Below are 16,505 nucleotides of genomic sequence, written 5' to 3' on the forward strand. Positions count from 1 at the left end.
ATTTCGCCGCCAATCGCTGCGCCTTGCAGCACCCGCATGGCCAGCAGCAGCAAGGGCGCGGCTACGCCGATCCTTGCGTAATTAGGCAGCAGGCCGATCACCAGTGTGGGTAAGGCCATCATGAAAATGCTCAAGGTGAACATGCGTTTGCGCCCCAGCAGATCGCCAAAATGCGCAATGATGATGCCGCCCAGGGGCCGCGACAAATAACCCGCGGCAAAGATGCCAAAGGTCTGCAGCTGGCGCAGCCAGTCGGGCATGTCCACCGGGAAGAACTGCTTGCCCAGCACGGCGGCAAAAAACACATAAATCACAAAGTCGTAAAACTCCAGCGTGCCGCCCAGGGCGGACAGGCCCAAGGTGTTTACGTCTTTGCGCGACAGGCCAGAGGGAGAAGACGGCACAGGTGCGCCTGCGGGCAACGGAAGGGAAGAAGACATGGTTTCTTTGGGCAGTAGAGGAAACTGCTGAGCGTGGGTAGTGCAGGCCGAATGGCTTGCAGGCAAAAGTTCAAGCAGCCCAGGGTGGCGGGCTAAGAGCCGGGACTGGCGGCGCGGCGGGTTCAGCAGGGCCGCCAGGAACAGAGGCGCTGGCGCAGACGAAGGCCGCATTCTAAGGGGTGGCCCTGATTCACGCGGCCCACGGCCCCCTAAATCAGCCCTGGCATGGGAGACAATGGACCCCATCTGGCCTGATCAGGCTGCATCCATCCCACACTCCACACCCACCATGAAGCGCCTCTGGCTCCTGTTCGCCCAAACCGCCACCATTTTGCTGGCGGCCTATTTTGTTGTGGGCACGCTCAAGCCCGAATGGCTGGGCAAGCGGCCGTTCAGCGGCTCCAGCATTTCGCTGATCGAAGCGCCCGCCAGCACCTCCAGCCTCCCCGCCAGCGGCAGTTTCAGCGCGGCCGCCAAAAAAGCCTCGCCCGCCGTGGTCAGTATCAACACCAGCAAAATGGCCGAGCGCGACCCGCGCAGCGACGATCCCTGGTTCAAGTTCTTCTACGGCGAGCGCGGCGCGCAAGCCCAGGTGGGCCTGGGCAGCGGCGTAATCGTCAGCCCGGACGGCTACATCCTGACCAACAACCACGTGGTCGAAGGCGCAGACGCCATCGAAGTCACGCTAAACGACAGCCGCCACGTGCAGGCGAAAGTGATCGGCACCGACCCCGATTCCGACCTGGCCGTGCTGAAGATCCAGCTCGACAAGCTGCCGGTGATGGTGCTGGGCAGCTCGGATGCGCTACTGGTGGGCGACCAGGTGCTGGCCATCGGCAACCCGTTTGGCGTGGGCCAAACCGTCACCAGCGGCATCGTCAGCGCGCTGGGCCGCAACCAGTTGGGCATCAACACCTTTGAAAACTTCATCCAGACCGACGCGGCCATCAACCCCGGCAATTCGGGCGGCGCGCTGGTAGACGTGAACGGCAACCTGATGGGCATCAACACCGCCATCTACTCGCGCTCGGGTGGCAGCATGGGCATCGGCTTTGCCATCCCCGTGTCTACCGCCAAGCTGGTGCTGGAAGGCATCGTCACCGACGGCCAGGTTAAACGCGGCTGGATCGGCGTGGAGCCCAGCGACCTATCGCCCGAGCTGGCCGAAACCTTTGGTGTGAAAGCCGACCACGGCGTGATCATCACCGGTGTGCTGCAAAACGGCCCCGCTTCGCTGGCAGGCATACGGCCCGGCGACGTGATCGTGCAAGTGGGCAACAAGCCAGTGAACAATGTGTCAGAGCTGCTGACCAGCGTCGCCATGCTGCAGCCTGGCAAGGCATCGCCGTTCAGCGTGCTGCGCCAGGACAAGCAGTTGGCGCTGGAAGTGACCCCGGGACTACGCCCCAAGCCCGCGTCGCGGGTGGAACGCTAAGCACTACAAATTTAATAGCTTCCAGCGCAGGTAGCACTTGCGCTGGAGGCCGATTTGGCTAAGATTTTGTAGAGACAGCTTCTTCGTCGGGTGCCTGGGTGTGCTTGATGAAGACCTGCGCCGCCCAGATGCCCACCTCGTACAAGATACACATGGGTATGGCCAGCGCCAGTTGCGACACCACGTCGGGCGGGGTCACGATGGCGGCGACGATAAACGCCAGCACCACAAAGTAGCCGCGAAAGCTCTTCAGCTTGTCAACGCTGACCAGGCCCATGCGGGCCAGCACCACCACCACAATCGGCACCTCAAAAGCCATGCCGAAGGCCAGGAACATGGTCAGCACAAAGCTCAGGTAGGCCTCGATATCGGGCGTGGCCTTGATGCTGTGCGGCGCAAAGTTCTGGATGAACTTGAACACCTGGCCGAACACGAAAAAGTAGCAAAATGCCACGCCAATGAAAAACAGCAAGGTGCTCGACACCACCAGGGGCAGCACCAGCTTCTTTTCGTGCGCGTACAGGCCCGGCGCCACAAACGCCCACACCTGCCAAAGCACAAACGGCAAGGCCAGCATCAGCGCCACCATGAACATCACCTGCAAGGGCACCAGAAATGGCGAGATCACCGAGGTGGCGATCAAGGTACTGCCGGCGGGCATAGTGGCCACCAGCGGTTGGGCCAACATGTCGTACAGCCGTGCCGGGCCGGGGTACAAAGCCAGGCCACCGGCGGCTACCATGACGGCAATCAGCGCCTTGACCAGGCGGTCGCGCAGCTCTACCAGGTGCTGCACAAAGGGCTGCTCGGTGCCGGCTAGTTCGTCGTCTTGCGTTTTTTGAGGATCGGACATGGGGCTTTAAACCGGGCCTGGCCCAGAATGACACCGAGGCCGAAAGGCCCCAGGTTGTTGATTTTTTAAGTATTTTGAGAAGTGGGCTTGGGCCGGAAGCGGGCCACACGGGCCGCACCCGACAAGGCCTTGGTACGCACCCCGGCGCGGGCCTTGTACCACTGTGGCGTGGCACCCAGCTTGGTGCGCCAGCGCTTGTGCGGGAGCTTGTACTCGGGGTACGTGGTGTACGCATCGGCCGACACCGCAGGGGTGGCATCGGTTTCTGACCACTGCTTCTCGAAGTCGCTGGCGTTGGTCTGGATGGTCTGGTGCACGTCGCGCGCCGCACCTTCCATCGTTTCCTTCATCTTCTTGAGCTCGTCCAGGTCCATGGATCGGCTAACTTCGGCCTTGACATCGGCCACGTAGCGCTGGGCCTTGCCCAGCAAAGTGCCCACGGTGCGGGCCACACGCGGCAGCTTTTCCGGCCCGATGACGATCAACGCCACCGCGCCAATCAGCGCCATTTTGGAAATGCCGAGATCAATCACGGATGGCGCGCCAGATCAAGACTTGGTCTTGGCTTCAACATCGATGGTGTTCTTTTGCGCAGCCGCGCTGGCAGACACCTGGGCGGTGGGCTTTTCGTCATCCACCGACGCAGCGCCGTCCTTCATACCGTCTTTGAACCCCTTGACCGCGCCACCGAGGTCGCTGCCCATGTTCTTCAGCTTCTTGGTGCCAAACACCATCACCACGATCAACAACACGATCAACCAATGCCAAATAGAAAAAGAACCCATGGAATAACTCCTAACAAAGTGTTTCTGATTTTAGACGGCGCAGATGACGGTCTACGCCATTCCTCGCGATACCCTTAGCTCTTCACTAACCCTTTAGCCAGGGGCGCGGCCCACCGATGACATGCAAGTGCAGATGGTGCACTTCCTGCCCGCCATCATCCCCCGTATTCACCATCACCCGAAACCCGCCCTGCGGGTAAGGCCTGCAACCCTCTTGGGCCGCCAGTTGGGGGGCTAGCACCATCATGCGCCCCAACAAAGCCCCGTGCTCGGGCTGCAACTGCGCCATCGACGGAATATGCAACTTGGGCACCATCAAAAAATGTACTGGTGCCCAGGGATGGATGTCGTGGAAGGCCAAAAGTTCTGCATCTTCATAGACTTTTTTGGACGGAATCTGGCCCGCAATGATTTTGCAAAACAGGCAATTCGGGTCATGTGCCAGCACGGTCATACAGCATCTCCTACCGCCTGGCTGGCATTCATGGCCACCATGCCCCGTACGATACGGTACAAAAACCACAATGAAATCAAGCCCCAGGCGATCCAGCCCGGCAGGATGAACAGAAACCACAACGGGGCCGTCACCACGTATAGCACCCCGGCCCACAGTACCGAGCGGATGCGCCAGCTGAAGTGGCTGGCCTGCCAGGTGCCTTCGGCCTCGCTCTTTTTCACTAGGTCGATCACCAACGCCACGATCAGCAGCACCGCACCGGGCTGCGCCCCTGGAATCACCGCGCCGACGGCCACCACCAAGTGCAGCAAATAGCTGACCCAGCCCACGGTTTTCAGATCCTGCGCCTTTTCGCTGTCGATAGCGCGCACGTCGATGGTGTCGTTCATGGGGACTCCGCCTCTCGGCTTAAAACTTTACGCAAGGCTTTTTCTTCGATGCCGCTGGTGCCTTCGCGGCGCTCCAGCTCGGCCAGTACGTCGGCAGGGCTGAGGCCAAAGTGCGCCAGCGCCACCATGGAGTGGAACCACAGGTCGGCCACCTCTCCCACCAGCTTGGCCTGCAGTGCGGGGGTGTTGCCACCGTATTCGGCATCCTTGGCGGCCATCACGGCCTCGGTGGCTTCTTCACCCATTTTTTTCAGAAACGCGTCCGGCCCTTTGTGCAGCAGCCGGGCCACATAGCTGGCGCTGGGGTCACCGCCGTTGGCCGCCTTGCGGCTCTCAATCGTGGCGGCCAGCCGGGCCAGGGAGTCATTAGAAGTCATAGCCATTACTTGTAGATGGATTCCGGGTCTTTCAAGACCGGTTCGGTGGCTTTCCAGGCCTTGTCGCCTGCGGCATCTGTGTCGAGCAGGCTGAAAAAGCAGCTGTGACGGCCCGTGTGGCAGGCAATTCCGGGGGTGTGGCCGAGCTGCGTCACTTTGAGAAGGACGACATCGTTGTCGCAATCCAGCCGTATCTCGTGCACGGTTTGCACGTGGCCCGACTCTTCGCCTTTAAACCACAGCCGGTTGCGCGAGCGACTGAAATACACCGCACGCCCCAGCGCCGCCGTTTGCTCTAACGCCTCGCGGTTCATCCAGGCGAACATCAGCACATCGCCGCTGCTTGCCTCTTGCGCAATCACCGGGACCAGCCCTTGGGCGTCCCATTTCACATCGTTTAGCCAATTCATAGGCCGTATTGTCAGCGATTGCACAAGCGCACCTCCCAGCCTTGGGGGATGAGGCAAATATAGAATGTGCCATTTTTTGACCGCCTGTACGGTGAACACAGCATGGACTACCCCGGAAATTTGATCGTCGTAGCGGCCCCCAGCGGTGCTGGCAAGTCCAGCCTGGTCAAGGCCTTGATGGAGCTGGATGCCAAGGTGCAGCCCTCGGTGTCACACACCACGCGCGACCCGCGCGGCCAGGAAAAACACGGGCGGGAATATTTCTTTGCCTCGCAGTCTGAATTTGATGCCATGGTGGCAGCCGATGCGTTTGTGGAGTGGGCCGAAGTGCATGGCAACCGCTACGGCACCTCCAAAAAAGCCATTGAAGAGCGCATGGCACTCGGGTCGGACGTCATTCTGGAAATCGACTTCCAGGGTGCGGTGCAGATCAAGCAGATTTTTGCCAATGCGGTACTGATTTTCATCCTACCGCCCAGTTGGGAAGAGCTGCGTTCCCGGCTGGAGCGCCGGGGCGAAGATGCACCCGATGTGATCGCATTGCGCCTGGAAAATGCCGCCATTGAGATGGCACAAGCCCATAAATTTGACTTCGTTATAATCAATGAGCTATTTGACAGGGCAGTTTTCGACCTGAAAACCATTGTGCATGCCCAGCGGCTCAAATTTGCGGCCCAGCGCCGTGCCCGAGCCGACACCTTCAAATCCCTGAACATTGTTTAGTTTTCCGAAAGAAGATCATGGCCCGTATCACCGTCGAAGATTGCCTGGTGCAAATCCCCAACCGTTTCCAGCTGGTGCTGGCCGCCACGTACCGGGCACGCATGCTTAGCCAAGGCCATGCCCCCAAGATCGAAAGCAAAAACAAGCCGGTAGTCACCGCCTTGCGTGAAATCGCTGCGGGTAAAGTCGGCATCGAGATGCTCAAAAAAGTACCCAACTGATCGCATTGGGCTTAAACCCACCTCAAAAGGCACCGCAATGCGGTGCCTTTTTTGTTGCACGCAAGGCAAATGCAAGGCGCAAGCTATATTCAAGCCATGAGTGACAAGCATTTCCCTGCAGAAGGTTCGCCCCCTAAACCTCCCCACAAAAAAGGCGGTCACACGCCCAGCCCAGCGGCCGCCAATGCCGCCGCCGCCAGCTTTGCTGCTCTGATGGCCAACCTGCACTATCTGGATGCCGCCAGCGTAGAGCATGTACGCCAAGCCTACCGGTTTGCCGACGAAGCCCATCTGGGGCAGTTGCGCAACAGTGGCGAGCCCTATATCACCCACCCGATTGCCGTCGCCGCCCAGTGCGCCGCCTGGAAGCTGGATGCGCAGGCGCTGATGGCGGCCCTGCTGCACGATGCCATGGAAGACTGCGGTGTGACCAAGCCGGAGTTAATTGAACGCTTTGGTGCACCGGTGGCCGAGCTGGTCGATGGGTTGACCAAACTCGACAAACTGCAGTTCAACACCCGCGAAGAAAACCAGGCCGAATCGTTTCGCAAAATGCTGCTGGCCATGGCCCGCGACGTGCGGGTGATTCTGATCAAGCTGGCCGATCGCACCCACAATATGCGCACCATGGGCGACATGCCGCGCTCCAAGTGGGCCCGCATCGCCTCGGAAACCTTGGATATTTATGCCCCCATCGCCCACCGCCTGGGGCTGAACCAAACTTACCGCGAGTTGCAAGATCTTTCGTTTCGCCACCTGCGGCCCTGGCGCTATGCAATTTTGGCCAAAGCTGTAGCCAAAGCGCGCAACCGACGGCGCGATTTGGTGCAAAAAGTGCAGCAGGAAGTCGAGGCTGCATTTGCGAAAACAGACATTTTGGTTCGTATTGCGGGGCGCGAGAAAACGATGTACTCCATCTACCAAAAGATGGACGACAAGCACCTGAGCTTTGCCCAGGTGACCGATATTTATGGCTTCCGGGTCATCGTCACCAGCGTGACCGATTGCTACACCGCACTGGGCGTGCTGCACCAGCTCTACAAACCGGTGCCCGGCAAGTTCAAGGACCACATTGCGATTGCCAAGCTCAACGGCTACCAGTCGCTGCACACCACGTTGGTAGGCCCGTCCAGCGTCAACGTTGAATTCCAGATGCGCACCGAGGCCATGCACTTGGTGGCGGAATCCGGCGTGGCCGCGCACTGGCTGTACAAAAACAACGAAACCGACAGCGCTACCGCCGAGCGGCTGGGCACCAAATGGCTGCAGTCGCTGCTTGACATCCAGGACGAAACCCGCGATGCCGCCGAGTTCTGGGACCACGTCAAAGTCGATCTGTTTCCCGATGCAGTCTATGTGTTCACCCCCAAAAGCCAAATCATGGCCATGCCGCGCGGTGCCACGGTGGTGGACTTTGCCTACGCCATCCACAGCAATGTAGGTGACCGCACCGTAGCCGCCAAAATCAACGGAGAACAGGTGCCCTTGCGTACCGAGCTGCGCAATGGCGACATCATTGAAGTAATTACCGCGCCGGTATCGGCCCCGAATCCCGCCTGGCTGGGTTTTGTGCGTACTGGCCGGGCGCGCTCCAAGATCCGCCACCACCTGAAAAGCATGGCGCAAACCGAATCTGAGAGCATGGGCGAAAAGCTGCTGACCCAGGCCTTGCGTGCCGAAGGGCTAGAGCGATTGCCTGAGGCCACAGCGGAAGGCCAGCCGATCTGGGACAAGCTGCTGCGCTTTACCGGCAACCGCACGCGGACCGAATTGCTCACCGACATCAGCATGGGCAAGCGGGTAGCCAGCATCGTGGCCAAACGCCTGGTAGCTTTGCTGACCGAAAACGGTGAAAAGCCCGATGCATTGCTACTGACGCGTGAACGCTACACCGCACACGAGCGTCTGTCCCAAGGTGCCGTGGTCCTGGATGGCAGCGAGAACACTTCGGTTCAGTTTGCCCGCTGTTGCCGCCCGATTCCAGGCGATGCAATCGTGGGTTACCTGGGTCGCGGCGAAGGCCTTGTGGTGCACACCGACGATTGCGCCGTCGCTAAACGCCTGCAGTACAAGGACAGCGAACGCTTCATTGCCGTAGACTGGGCGGATGAACCTGTACGGTCTTTTGAAACGGGTGTCGTTGTCACCGTAAAGAATAGCAAGGGTGTACTAGCCAAGGCCGCCGCCGCACTGTCTGCAGCTGAAGTGGACATCACCCACGTGGATATGGGGCAAGAAGGCGAACAGGAAGCCACCGACATGCGGTTTCTGGTGTCGGTGCGCGACCACGCCCACTTGGAAGTGGCTCTGCGCCAACTCAAACGCACACCCTCGGTGTTGCGGGCGGTACGCGCCAAACCGGCGGCTTAGAACACATTCTCAAAGCGGCGCAGGGTACTCCACCCGCAACACTTCGATCTCTTGCACCCCCACCGGAGACTGCATGCGCACCACATCGCCCACCCGGGCTTTAAGCAGCGCGCGGGCAATCGGGGACACCCAACTGACCTGCCCCTGGGCGGTGTCGGCCTCGTCAATGCCATAAATAGTGACCGTGCGCTCTTGGCCCGAGGCATCTTTGTACGCCACCGTGGCACCAAAAAATATCTGGTCGTTGCCAAAGTGCACGCGGGGGTCCACCACTTCGGCGATTTCCAGGCGTTTGGTCAAAAAGCGGATGCGCCTATCGATCTCGCGCAGGCGTTTTTTACCGTAGATGTAGTCACCGTTTTCAGAGCGGTCGCCATTGCTGGCCGCCCAATAGATGACATCCACGATTTTGGGGCGCTCCACTTCCATCAACTCGGTGAATTCGGCACGCAAGCGGGCGTAGCCCTGGGGCGTCATGTAGTTTTTGCTGCCTGCAGGCAAGGGCGCGGGTGCCGGGGCATCGTCGTCGTCGTCTTGGTCGGCATCGGTTTCGCGGGTAAAAGCTTTGCTCATAAGCTGGCTACCTTACCGTGAAGTGGGCGTAAAAAGTAAAAAGCCCGTCACCTTGCGATGACGGGCTTCTACATTTGGTGCGGCTGGCAGGAATTGAACCCACGACCCCTTGGTTCGTAGCCAAGTACTCTATCCAACTGAGCTACAGCCGCTAAGTTTACGATTCTACAACGGATTTCGGGTAGCAGTAAAGCTGTTTGAGAAAAATGCGGCCTGCCTCAAAATTTCTTCAGCCCACTCCCTCCCTAAGCCCGCTAGCATTAAGGCCATTCAGGAGACACCTTTGCCCCACGTCATTACCAACATTGAAGACCTGCGCGTGCTGGCGCAAAAACGCGTGCCGCGCATGTTTTACGACTACGCCGACTCTGGGTCATGGACCGAGGGCACCTACCGCGCTAATTCGGCCGACTTCCAAAAGATCAAGCTGCGCCAACGGGTCGCCGTCAATATGGCCAACCGCAGCACCCGGGTGAAGATGGTGGGCCAGGATGCCGCCATGCCGGTGGCCATCGCCCCCACCGGCCTGACCGGCATGCAACACGCCGATGGCGAAATTCTGGCCGCGCGAGCAGCCGAAAAGTTCGGCATTCCGTTCACCCTGTCCACCATGAGCATCTGCTCGCTGGAAGACATTGCCGCCCACACCAAGGCGCCTTTCTGGTTCCAGCTGTACTGGATGCGCGACCGCGCCTTCATGGAAGCGCTGATGGACCGCGCCAAGGCCGCGGGTTGCTCGGCGTTGGTGCTGACACTGGACCTGCAGGTGCTGGGCCAGCGCCACAAGGATTTGAAAAACGGCATGACCGCGCCGCCCAAGCCCACGCTAGCCAACATCCTGAATCTGATGACCAAGCCGCGCTGGTGCCTGGGCATGGCTGGCACGCGCCGCCACACTTTTGGCAACCTGGTGGGTCACGCCAAGAACGTCAGCGATATGTCGTCGCTCAGCGCCTGGACCAAGGAGCAGTTTGACCCCCAGCTCGACTGGAACGATGTCGAGTGGATCAAAAAGCGCTGGGGCGGCAAGCTGATCCTCAAAGGCATCATGGACGCAGAAGATGCCCGCCTGGCCGCCAACAGCGGCGCAGATGCCATGGTGGTGTCCAACCACGGTGGCCGCCAGCTCGACGGAGCCCCCAGCGCCATCGAAGCACTGCCTGCCATCGTGGACGCGGTTGGCTCACAGATCGAGGTCTGGATGGACAGCGGCATCCGCTCTGGCCAGGATGTTTTAAAGGCCTGGGCCTTGGGCGCACGCGGCACCATGATTGGGCGCAGCTTTTTGTACGGGCTGGGCGCGATGGGCGAGGCCGGGGTCACCAAATGTCTGGAGATCCTGCACAAAGAGCTGGATGTCACCATGGCTTTTTGCGGCCACACCCAGATCACGACCGTGGATAAAAGCATTCTGTTGCCCGGCACGTTTTAGCCCAGCATTTCGTGGCCTTGGCGGCATAATCGTTGCACATTTTGTAACCGCCAACACGGCAAAAAGGATGAACTCCATGGGCACAGAAAAATTTCGCTTGGTCACGCGCAGTGATTTCGACGGGCTGGTGTGTGCGGTGCTGCTCAACGAGCTGGACATGATCAACGAGATCAAGTTCGTCCACCCCAAGGACATGCAAGATGGCAAAGTAGCCATCACGGCCAACGACATCACCACCAACCTGCCCTATGTGGCGGCGGCCCATATCGCGTTTGACCACCATGCGTCCGAGACCATCCGCAACCAGAGCGGGCTCAAAAACCATGTGATTGATGCAAACGCACCGTCGGCGGCGCGCGTGGTGTTTGACTACTACGGCGGTGAAAAAGCCTTCCCCAACATCACCGTGGACATGATGGATGCGGTAGACAAAGCCGACTCCGCCCAGTACGTACGCGACGAAATCATGCAACCCGAAGGCTGGGTGCTACTGAATTACCTGATGGATGCGCGCACCGGCCTAGGGCGTTTTCGGGAATTCCGCATCAGCAACTACGCGCTGATGATGGATTTGATCCAATACTGTCGCGACCACGGCATCGAAGACATTCTGTCGCTGCCCGATGTCAAAGAGCGCATCGACATCTACCAGGAGCACGCCGACAAAGCCAAGGCCCAGATCCAGCGCTGCGCTACGGTCCACGGCAATCTGGTGGTACTGGACCTGCGCGAAGAAGAAACCATCTGGGCCACCAACCGTTTCATGGTGTATGCGCTGTTCCCGCAGTGCAACATTTCCATCCACGTCATGTGGGGCGTACAAAAGCAAAACACCGTGTTGGCCACCGGCAAGTCCATTCTGGACCGCAGCAGCAAGACCAATGTAGGCGAGCTGATGCTGACCTACGGTGGTGGCGGCCACCATGCGGCGGGCACCTGCCAGGTAGAAAACGACCAAGCCGCCGCGGTACTGCAAAAGCTCATCACCCAGATCAACCTGGACGGATAAATTCATCGGCGCGAATCGTATCGAGAATCAATCTCATTACAATGGGTTTTTGACCTGTCCGCGTCAACCGCAAAAGTCTTGCGGTTCGCGGGTAGGGACACCAAGGACCTGCGCCGTGAAATCTCTTGTGCTGAGTGCCGCACTGCTGACGGCTTTTGCCGCCACTGCCCAAACGACCGCCCCCGTCACTGCGGCCACTGTCGCCGCCGACTACAGCAAGCTGGTTTATGCCAGCTACGCAGACACGCTGACCGCGGCCCAGGCACTGCAAACGGCGATTACCGCATTCAATGCCGCCCCCAGTGCCGAAGGCCTGGCCAAAGCCCGCAAAGCTTGGTTGGATGCCCGCGAGTTCTACGGCCAAACCGAAGCCTTCCGCTTCTACGCGGGCCCCATCGACGACAAAAACGGCCCTGAAGGCAACGTCAACTCCTGGCCCATGGACGAGGCCTATGTGGACTACGTGGTCGGCAGGCCCCAATCCGGCATCATCAACAACCCCAAGGTCAAGATCAACGCCAAAACCCTGACCGGCCTGAACCAGCGCAGCGGCGAAGAAAACATCGCCACCGGCTGGCACGCCATCGAATTTCTGCTCTGGGGCCAGGACCTGAGCGAAACCGGCCCGGGCGACCGTTCGTTTGAAGACTTTGTGAACGGCAAAACCCCCCATGCCAACCGCCGCCGTGAATACCTGACCGTCGTCGTTGACTTGCTGATTGCCGACATGCAGACCGTCACCAAGGCCTGGGCACCCGATGCCAAGAACTACCGCGCCAAGTTTGAAAAGTCGGGCACCGACTCCCTGCGCCGTATCCTGGTGGGTATCGGCTCCCTGTCACGCGGTGAACTGGCCGGTGAGCGCATGGAAGTGGCGCTGGCGTCCAAGAACCAGGAGGACGAACAATCCTGCTTCTCCGACAACACCCACCGCGACATCGTGACCGATGCCCTGGGCATCGAAAACGTCTGGCTGGGCCGCTACAAACGTGCTGACGGCAGCGTCTTGCAAGGCGCATCGCTGCGCGACCTGGTAGCCGCCAAAGATCCCGCCATTGCCGATCGCACCAGTGCGCAAATTGCCACCAGCGTTAAAGCAGCGGAGGCCATCCACGCCCCGTTTGACCGCGAGATCGTGGATGCGGAAGGCCGTAAACGCGTGCAAGCGGTGGTCGATTCGCTCAAGCTGCAAAGCAAAGACTTTGTCGATGCAGCCAAAGCCATTGGCATTGCCAAACTGAGCATCGCCGAACCCAAGGGCAATTAAACCCATGCGCCTTTTGAAGCACTGGCGCACACCATTTGCGCTGGCCCTGGCAGGTGCCGGGGTCAGCGCCGCATGGCTGACGCTGGCAAGCCCCACCACGGTCGATCCCGCAGAAGAAAAACCCGGTGGCGACACCACCGTCTTTGAAGTCGGGCTGAATGCCTTCTCCTTCCCTGCGGCCAATCTGGACGAAGACGGGCGCACCACCTTCGCCATCGGCAACTCGTTTTTTCGCCGCAACTGGGTCGAAGCCCCCTCCTCCACCGCCGCCCGCGATGGTCTGGGGCCGCTGTTCATCGCCCGATCTTGCGGTGGCTGCCACAACCAGGACGGCCGCGGCGCGCCGCCCAACAACTTCAAACACGGCTGGACCATCGAGCAACCGATTGCCCTGCTGTTTCGCCTGTCGGTCATGGGCGCAGACGGCAAACCCTTCCCCGAACCCACCTACGGCGACCAGTTTGCCAACGCCGCCGTGCAAGACGTGAAACCCGAGGGCCAAGTGCACGTGCGCTACACCGAACATGCAGGCCAGTTTGCCGACGGCACCCGCTACAGCCTGCGCAGCCCGCAGTACCGCTTCGACCACCTGGGCTACGGTCCCATGCAGCCTAAAACCATGGTCAGCCCGCGCCTGGCGCAGCAACTGCCCGGCGTAGGCTTGCTGGAAGCCATTTCTGAGGCCGACATCCTGAACAACGTACAGCAGCAAAGCAGCCGTACCGATGCCATCAAAGGCATGGCCAACCGGGTGTTTGACCCGTTTGCAGGCAAAGAGGTGCTGGGCCGCTTTGGCTGGAAGGCCAATACCGGCAGCCTGGCACACCAGACGGCCGCCGCCTTCAACGGCGACATCGGCATCACCTCTGAGAAGTTCCCCAACGAGAATTGCACGCCCAAGCAAACCAACTGCCTGAAAGCCCCGCGCGGCGGCGACCACGGTGGACCAGAAATCGACAACATCCTCTTGGGCAAAGTCATCCAGTACCAAGCCACGCTGGGTGTACCCGCCCGGCGCGACTTCAACGACGTAGACGTGCGGCGCGGCCAGGCCCTGTTTGCCCAGGCCCAATGCGCCGTCTGCCATCGGCCCAGCTACACCACCGGCACGTCCCCGTTTCCGTCTCTGAGTGGGCAAAAAATCAGCCCCTACACCGACCTGCTGCTGCACGACATGGGCAAGGGACTGGCCGATAGCCGCCCGGACGGCCTAGCCAACGGCCAGCAGTGGCGCACCCCGCCGCTATGGGCGCTGGGCTTGGTGCCCGACGTGAACGGCCACAGCTTCCAACTGCACGACGGCCGCGCCCGCAATACGATGGAAGCCATTTTGTGGCACGGCGGCGAAGCCGATACGGCCCGCCAGCAGGTGTTGAAAATGCCCAAAGCCGACCGCGATGCGCTGGTGAAATTCGTCAACTCTCTCTGACAGAAAGCCTGCTGTGCCACTCTTGATTGACCGCCGACAGTGCCTTGCCTTGGGCCTGGGTGCACTGTGCGGTGCCGCCGGAGCGGCCCCTCTGCCACCCCGCATCGCCAGCCCGGCCATCACCCAGTCCGACTGGGTACGCAACGCCCTGCGGCTGCACTTTGTGCCCGCCGCGCAGGCCTTTGCCCAGTCCAGCGCCACCCTGCGCGACACGCTGGCGGCGGGCTGCAGCCCAGCTACCGCCCGCCCTGCATGGCGTGCAGCCATGCTCGACTGGGAACGGCTGAGTGCCGTGTCCGTCGGCCCACTCCTGGAGCGGCGCAGCGCCCGCAGCATCGACTTTTGGCCTACCCGCCCGGTGATGGTGAACGCCGCCGTGGCGAATCCGCCGCTGACCGCCGCCGCACTGGATGACCTGGGAGCCCCCGCCAAAGGCCTGCCCGCCCTCGAATTCCTGCTGTGGCAAGCCACGCCCGATGCCGCCCAACGCACCTACGCCGCCGCGCTGGCCCAAGGCTGTGCGCTGGAGGCCCAGGCCGTGTTGGCCGACTTCCAAGCCCTGGCCGCCCGCGCCTGGACCCCCGACACCGCACTCACCGCCTTCAACGAATGGTTCAGCCAGGCCGTGGGTGGTCTGGAGCAACTGCGCTGGAAGAAGATGGGCAAACCCGCCCGCAGTGGCCGCGCCAGCGACTGGCCGCGCGCCACCAGCGGCAGCACCCGGGCCGCGTGGCAGGCCAGTGGGGCCAGCATGCAAAACTTTCTGGTCGGCACCGGCCGCAGCCAGGAGCAAGGCAGCCTGAACGGCTACCTGGCCGGTGAAAACCAGCTTGCCCTCTCAAACCAGTTGGAGACGGTCGTGGCCTTGCTGCACACCCGCATGCTGGCAGCCGACCCGGCCCGCGCCGCCAGTGTCAGCGCCGCCATGCAGGCTCTGGCCCAGGCCAAGAAGCTGCTCGAAGACAAAATCGCACCCGAGCTGAAAACCATGGTGGGTTTCTCGGAGTCTGATGGTGATTGATGCCTTTCTACCAAAGCATCTACGCCGCCGCGACTGGCTGGCCCTGGCCGCCACCAGCATCGCCCTGCCCAGCTTTGCCACCACCGCCGCCCACACCCCCGGCCTGCTGACCTCCTGGGTCATCGACGACCAGGCCTGGGCCGGTGTCTGGCAGCCCGGCAGCGCACCGCGTGGCGTGGCCCTGCCCAAACGCGCCCACGAGGTACAAATGCTCCACCCCGCGCTGGGCCACCCCGGCCAGGCGCTGGCCGTAGCCCGCCGCCCCGGCGAAACCCTGCTGCGCTTTGACACCCGCAGCGCCCGCGCCGTGCTCTGGCATGACATCGAAGACGACCGCGTGCTCTGCGGCCACGCCTGCTACGCGCTGGACGGCAGCGCCCTGTACACCACCGAGACCAGCACCGACACCGGGGCCGGTTTCATCGCCGTGCGCGACCCGGTGAGCCTGGAAAAAATCCGCGAATTCTCCAGTGGCGGCCTGGACCCGCACATGGTGCTGGTCGAGCCCGACGGCACGTTGCTGGTGGCCAATGGCGGCTTGCTGAATCTGCCCGAAACCGGCCGCACCAAGCTGAACCTGCAGCAGATGGACTCGTCCATCGCCCTGCTGGATGCCGCCACCGGCGCGCAGCGCCAGGCCTGGCGCGCCAGCGACCCGTTTTTGAGCCTGCGCCACCTGGCCCGCGCGCCCAACGGCACCGTGGCCATCGCCATGCAGGCCGAACACAGCGATGCCGCTGCCCGCCGCAATGCCCCGCTGCTGGCGCTGCTGGACACCCAAGGCCTGCGCACCATCGCCCTGCCGGAGAACTTGGCCCTGGGCGGCTACGGCGGCGACGTGGCCTTTGTGCCGGGCCGCAATAGCCCCAATGACGACCGCTTTGTGGTCAGCGCCACCCACGCCGGGCAACTGGCCTGGTGGTCGGCCCAGGGGGGTGACCCGCGCCAGCTCCCCCTGCCCGGAGCCGGCGCTCTGGCGAGCCTGGGCCCGGACTGGCTGGCCAGCGGTGCGCAGGGTGGCGTGCGCGGTGAGGTGGCCACCCACCGCGTGGACCAGCAGCTCGCCAGCGTGCACTGGGACAACCACGGCAAATGGCTGGCCTGATCCCATACTATTAAAAACATAGCTGCTTGCGCAGTTACTTCCTGCGCTAGAGCCACTTTTTCCTTAAGAAATTTTGGCAAAACGGCCTACCACGGTCGGGTGCAGCGCACGGTATGGGGTGCCGCTATCAGCACACACCTATAATTCAAATACAAATAATTCTCGTTACCATCATCTAAGCGAGTGTGCACGACCACCGCTATTCCGGC

General features: G+C 61.3%; 19 protein-coding genes and 1 tRNA gene. 10 read left to right on the plus strand and 10 right to left on the minus strand.

The genetic code is table 11. The annotated features are described in order from the left end of the window. Nucleotides 1–440 (minus strand): MFS transporter (locus ABI213_RS05975; RefSeq protein ID WP_348026409.1); only part of this gene is annotated, 440 nt, incomplete at its 3' end. A gap of 289 nt (nucleotides 441–729) precedes the next feature. On the opposite strand from ABI213_RS05975, the gene ABI213_RS05980 reads away from it, so the two are divergent. Continuing rightward, complete coding sequence (locus ABI213_RS05980; RefSeq protein WP_348007523.1) at nucleotides 730–1,875, plus strand: trypsin-like peptidase domain-containing protein; 1,146 nt, start codon at nucleotides 730–732, stop codon at nucleotides 1,873–1,875. Nucleotides 1,876–1,933: 58 nt separating this feature from the next. Here ABI213_RS05980 and tatC read toward each other — a convergent pair whose 3' ends face one another. The 7 genes from tatC to hisI all read right to left on the minus strand — a co-directional run bounded on the left by tatC (nucleotide 1,934) and on the right by hisI (nucleotide 5,146). Beyond that, a complete protein-coding gene (tatC, locus tag ABI213_RS05985; RefSeq protein ID WP_348007522.1) occupies nucleotides 1,934–2,728 on the minus strand; it encodes a twin-arginine translocase subunit TatC in 795 nt (264 codons plus the stop codon). A 65-nt stretch (nucleotides 2,729–2,793) separates the two neighbouring features. Next, nucleotides 2,794–3,261, minus strand: a complete 468-nt coding sequence (gene tatB, locus ABI213_RS05990; protein WP_348007521.1) for a Sec-independent protein translocase protein TatB — start codon at nucleotides 3,259–3,261, stop codon at nucleotides 2,794–2,796. 15 nt (nucleotides 3,262–3,276) lie between these two features. Beyond that, entirely contained in the window at nucleotides 3,277–3,513 is a 237-nt protein-coding gene (gene tatA / locus ABI213_RS05995) for a Sec-independent protein translocase subunit TatA (RefSeq protein WP_348007520.1), read from the minus strand. An 85-nt stretch (nucleotides 3,514–3,598) separates the two neighbouring features. Next, complete coding sequence (locus ABI213_RS06000) at nucleotides 3,599–3,967, minus strand: histidine triad nucleotide-binding protein (RefSeq protein WP_348007631.1); 369 nt, start codon at nucleotides 3,965–3,967, stop codon at nucleotides 3,599–3,601. Then, nucleotides 3,964–4,359 (minus strand): hypothetical protein, encoded by a 396-nt coding sequence (locus ABI213_RS06005; protein WP_348026411.1) that lies wholly within the window; start codon nucleotides 4,357–4,359, stop codon nucleotides 3,964–3,966. The genes ABI213_RS06000 and ABI213_RS06005 overlap by 4 nt, the downstream gene beginning before the upstream one ends. Further along, nucleotides 4,356–4,736, minus strand: coding sequence for a phosphoribosyl-ATP diphosphatase (locus ABI213_RS06010; RefSeq protein WP_348007629.1), 381 nt, complete (start codon nucleotides 4,734–4,736; stop codon nucleotides 4,356–4,358). The genes ABI213_RS06005 and ABI213_RS06010 overlap by 4 nt, the downstream gene beginning before the upstream one ends. A gap of 5 nt (nucleotides 4,737–4,741) precedes the next feature. Beyond that, the gene (gene hisI, locus ABI213_RS06015; protein ID WP_348007628.1) at nucleotides 4,742–5,146 is read right to left on the minus strand and encodes a phosphoribosyl-AMP cyclohydrolase; all 405 of its coding nucleotides are present in this window, start codon (nucleotides 5,144–5,146) and stop codon (nucleotides 4,742–4,744) included. 102 nt (nucleotides 5,147–5,248) lie between these two features. On the opposite strand from hisI, the gene gmk reads away from it, so the two are divergent. From gmk to ABI213_RS06030, 3 genes are all read left to right on the plus strand, one after another. Then, nucleotides 5,249–5,869 (plus strand): guanylate kinase, encoded by a 621-nt coding sequence (gene gmk / locus ABI213_RS06020; RefSeq protein ID WP_348007627.1) that lies wholly within the window; start codon nucleotides 5,249–5,251, stop codon nucleotides 5,867–5,869. 17 nt (nucleotides 5,870–5,886) lie between these two features. Beyond that, nucleotides 5,887–6,090 (plus strand): DNA-directed RNA polymerase subunit omega, encoded by a 204-nt coding sequence (rpoZ, locus tag ABI213_RS06025; protein WP_295955342.1) that lies wholly within the window; start codon nucleotides 5,887–5,889, stop codon nucleotides 6,088–6,090. A gap of 213 nt (nucleotides 6,091–6,303) precedes the next feature. Continuing rightward, nucleotides 6,304–8,460, plus strand: coding sequence for a bifunctional (p)ppGpp synthetase/guanosine-3',5'-bis(diphosphate) 3'-pyrophosphohydrolase (locus ABI213_RS06030; protein WP_348007635.1), 2,157 nt, complete (start codon nucleotides 6,304–6,306; stop codon nucleotides 8,458–8,460). Nucleotides 8,461–8,469: 9 nt separating this feature from the next. Here ABI213_RS06030 and greB read toward each other — a convergent pair whose 3' ends face one another. Continuing rightward, nucleotides 8,470–9,033 (minus strand): transcription elongation factor GreB, encoded by a 564-nt coding sequence (gene greB, locus ABI213_RS06035; protein WP_348007626.1) that lies wholly within the window; start codon nucleotides 9,031–9,033, stop codon nucleotides 8,470–8,472. A gap of 75 nt (nucleotides 9,034–9,108) precedes the next feature. After that, nucleotides 9,109–9,185, minus strand: a tRNA-Arg gene (locus tag ABI213_RS06040). A 131-nt stretch (nucleotides 9,186–9,316) separates the two neighbouring features. On the opposite strand from ABI213_RS06040, the gene ABI213_RS06045 reads away from it, so the two are divergent. From ABI213_RS06045 to ABI213_RS06070, 6 genes are all read left to right on the plus strand, one after another. After that, nucleotides 9,317–10,465, plus strand: coding sequence for an alpha-hydroxy acid oxidase (locus tag ABI213_RS06045; protein WP_348007625.1), 1,149 nt, complete (start codon nucleotides 9,317–9,319; stop codon nucleotides 10,463–10,465). Nucleotides 10,466–10,541: 76 nt separating this feature from the next. Then, the gene (locus ABI213_RS06050; RefSeq protein WP_348007624.1) at nucleotides 10,542–11,474 is read left to right on the plus strand and encodes an exopolyphosphatase; all 933 of its coding nucleotides are present in this window, start codon (nucleotides 10,542–10,544) and stop codon (nucleotides 11,472–11,474) included. A 142-nt stretch (nucleotides 11,475–11,616) separates the two neighbouring features. After that, nucleotides 11,617–12,741: an imelysin family protein gene (locus ABI213_RS06055; RefSeq protein WP_348007634.1), complete on the plus strand. Its 1,125-nt coding sequence runs from the start codon at nucleotides 11,617–11,619 to the stop codon at nucleotides 12,739–12,741. A 4-nt stretch (nucleotides 12,742–12,745) separates the two neighbouring features. After that, nucleotides 12,746–14,170 carry a di-heme oxidoredictase family protein gene (locus ABI213_RS06060; RefSeq protein ID WP_348007623.1) on the plus strand — a complete coding sequence of 475 codons (1,425 nt, stop codon included), beginning with the start codon at nucleotides 12,746–12,748 and terminating at the stop codon, nucleotides 14,168–14,170. Nucleotides 14,171–14,183: 13 nt separating this feature from the next. After that, a complete protein-coding gene (locus ABI213_RS06065; protein WP_348007622.1) occupies nucleotides 14,184–15,191 on the plus strand; it encodes an imelysin family protein in 1,008 nt (335 codons plus the stop codon). Continuing rightward, nucleotides 15,181–16,296 carry a DUF1513 domain-containing protein gene (locus ABI213_RS06070; RefSeq protein ID WP_348026413.1) on the plus strand — a complete coding sequence of 372 codons (1,116 nt, stop codon included), beginning with the start codon at nucleotides 15,181–15,183 and terminating at the stop codon, nucleotides 16,294–16,296. The genes ABI213_RS06065 and ABI213_RS06070 overlap by 11 nt, the downstream gene beginning before the upstream one ends. The last annotated feature ends 209 nt before the right edge of the window (nucleotides 16,297–16,505 follow it).

Origin of the sequence: Rhodoferax sp. (assembly GCF_039922535.1) — a bacterium.
Lineage (GTDB): Bacteria > Pseudomonadota > Gammaproteobacteria > Burkholderiales > Burkholderiaceae_C > Rhodoferax_B.

Excerpts from the sequence above, each read along its gene's own strand:
- ABI213_RS05980 (WP_348007523.1), top strand. The coding sequence starts at position 730 with ATGAAGCGCCTCTGGCTCCTGTTCGCCCAAACCGCCACCATTTTGCTG.
- tatC (WP_348007522.1), bottom strand. The coding sequence starts at position 2,728 with ATGTCCGATCCTCAAAAAACGCAAGACGACGAACTAGCCGGCACCGAG.
- tatA (WP_348007520.1), bottom strand. The coding sequence starts at position 3,513 with ATGGGTTCTTTTTCTATTTGGCATTGGTTGATCGTGTTGTTGATCGTG.
- ABI213_RS06000 (WP_348007631.1), bottom strand. The coding sequence starts at position 3,967 with ATGACCGTGCTGGCACATGACCCGAATTGCCTGTTTTGCAAAATCATT.
- ABI213_RS06005 (WP_348026411.1), bottom strand. The coding sequence starts at position 4,359 with ATGAACGACACCATCGACGTGCGCGCTATCGACAGCGAAAAGGCGCAG.
- ABI213_RS06010 (WP_348007629.1), bottom strand. The coding sequence starts at position 4,736 with ATGACTTCTAATGACTCCCTGGCCCGGCTGGCCGCCACGATTGAGAGC.
- hisI (WP_348007628.1), bottom strand. The coding sequence starts at position 5,146 with ATGAATTGGCTAAACGATGTGAAATGGGACGCCCAAGGGCTGGTCCCG.
- gmk (WP_348007627.1), top strand. The coding sequence starts at position 5,249 with ATGGACTACCCCGGAAATTTGATCGTCGTAGCGGCCCCCAGCGGTGCT.
- rpoZ (WP_295955342.1), top strand. The coding sequence starts at position 5,887 with ATGGCCCGTATCACCGTCGAAGATTGCCTGGTGCAAATCCCCAACCGT.
- ABI213_RS06030 (WP_348007635.1), top strand. The coding sequence starts at position 6,304 with ATGGCCAACCTGCACTATCTGGATGCCGCCAGCGTAGAGCATGTACGC.
- greB (WP_348007626.1), bottom strand. The coding sequence starts at position 9,033 with ATGAGCAAAGCTTTTACCCGCGAAACCGATGCCGACCAAGACGACGAC.
- ABI213_RS06050 (WP_348007624.1), top strand. The coding sequence starts at position 10,542 with ATGGGCACAGAAAAATTTCGCTTGGTCACGCGCAGTGATTTCGACGGG.
- ABI213_RS06060 (WP_348007623.1), top strand. The coding sequence starts at position 12,746 with ATGCGCCTTTTGAAGCACTGGCGCACACCATTTGCGCTGGCCCTGGCA.
- ABI213_RS06070 (WP_348026413.1), top strand. The coding sequence starts at position 15,181 with ATGGTGATTGATGCCTTTCTACCAAAGCATCTACGCCGCCGCGACTGG.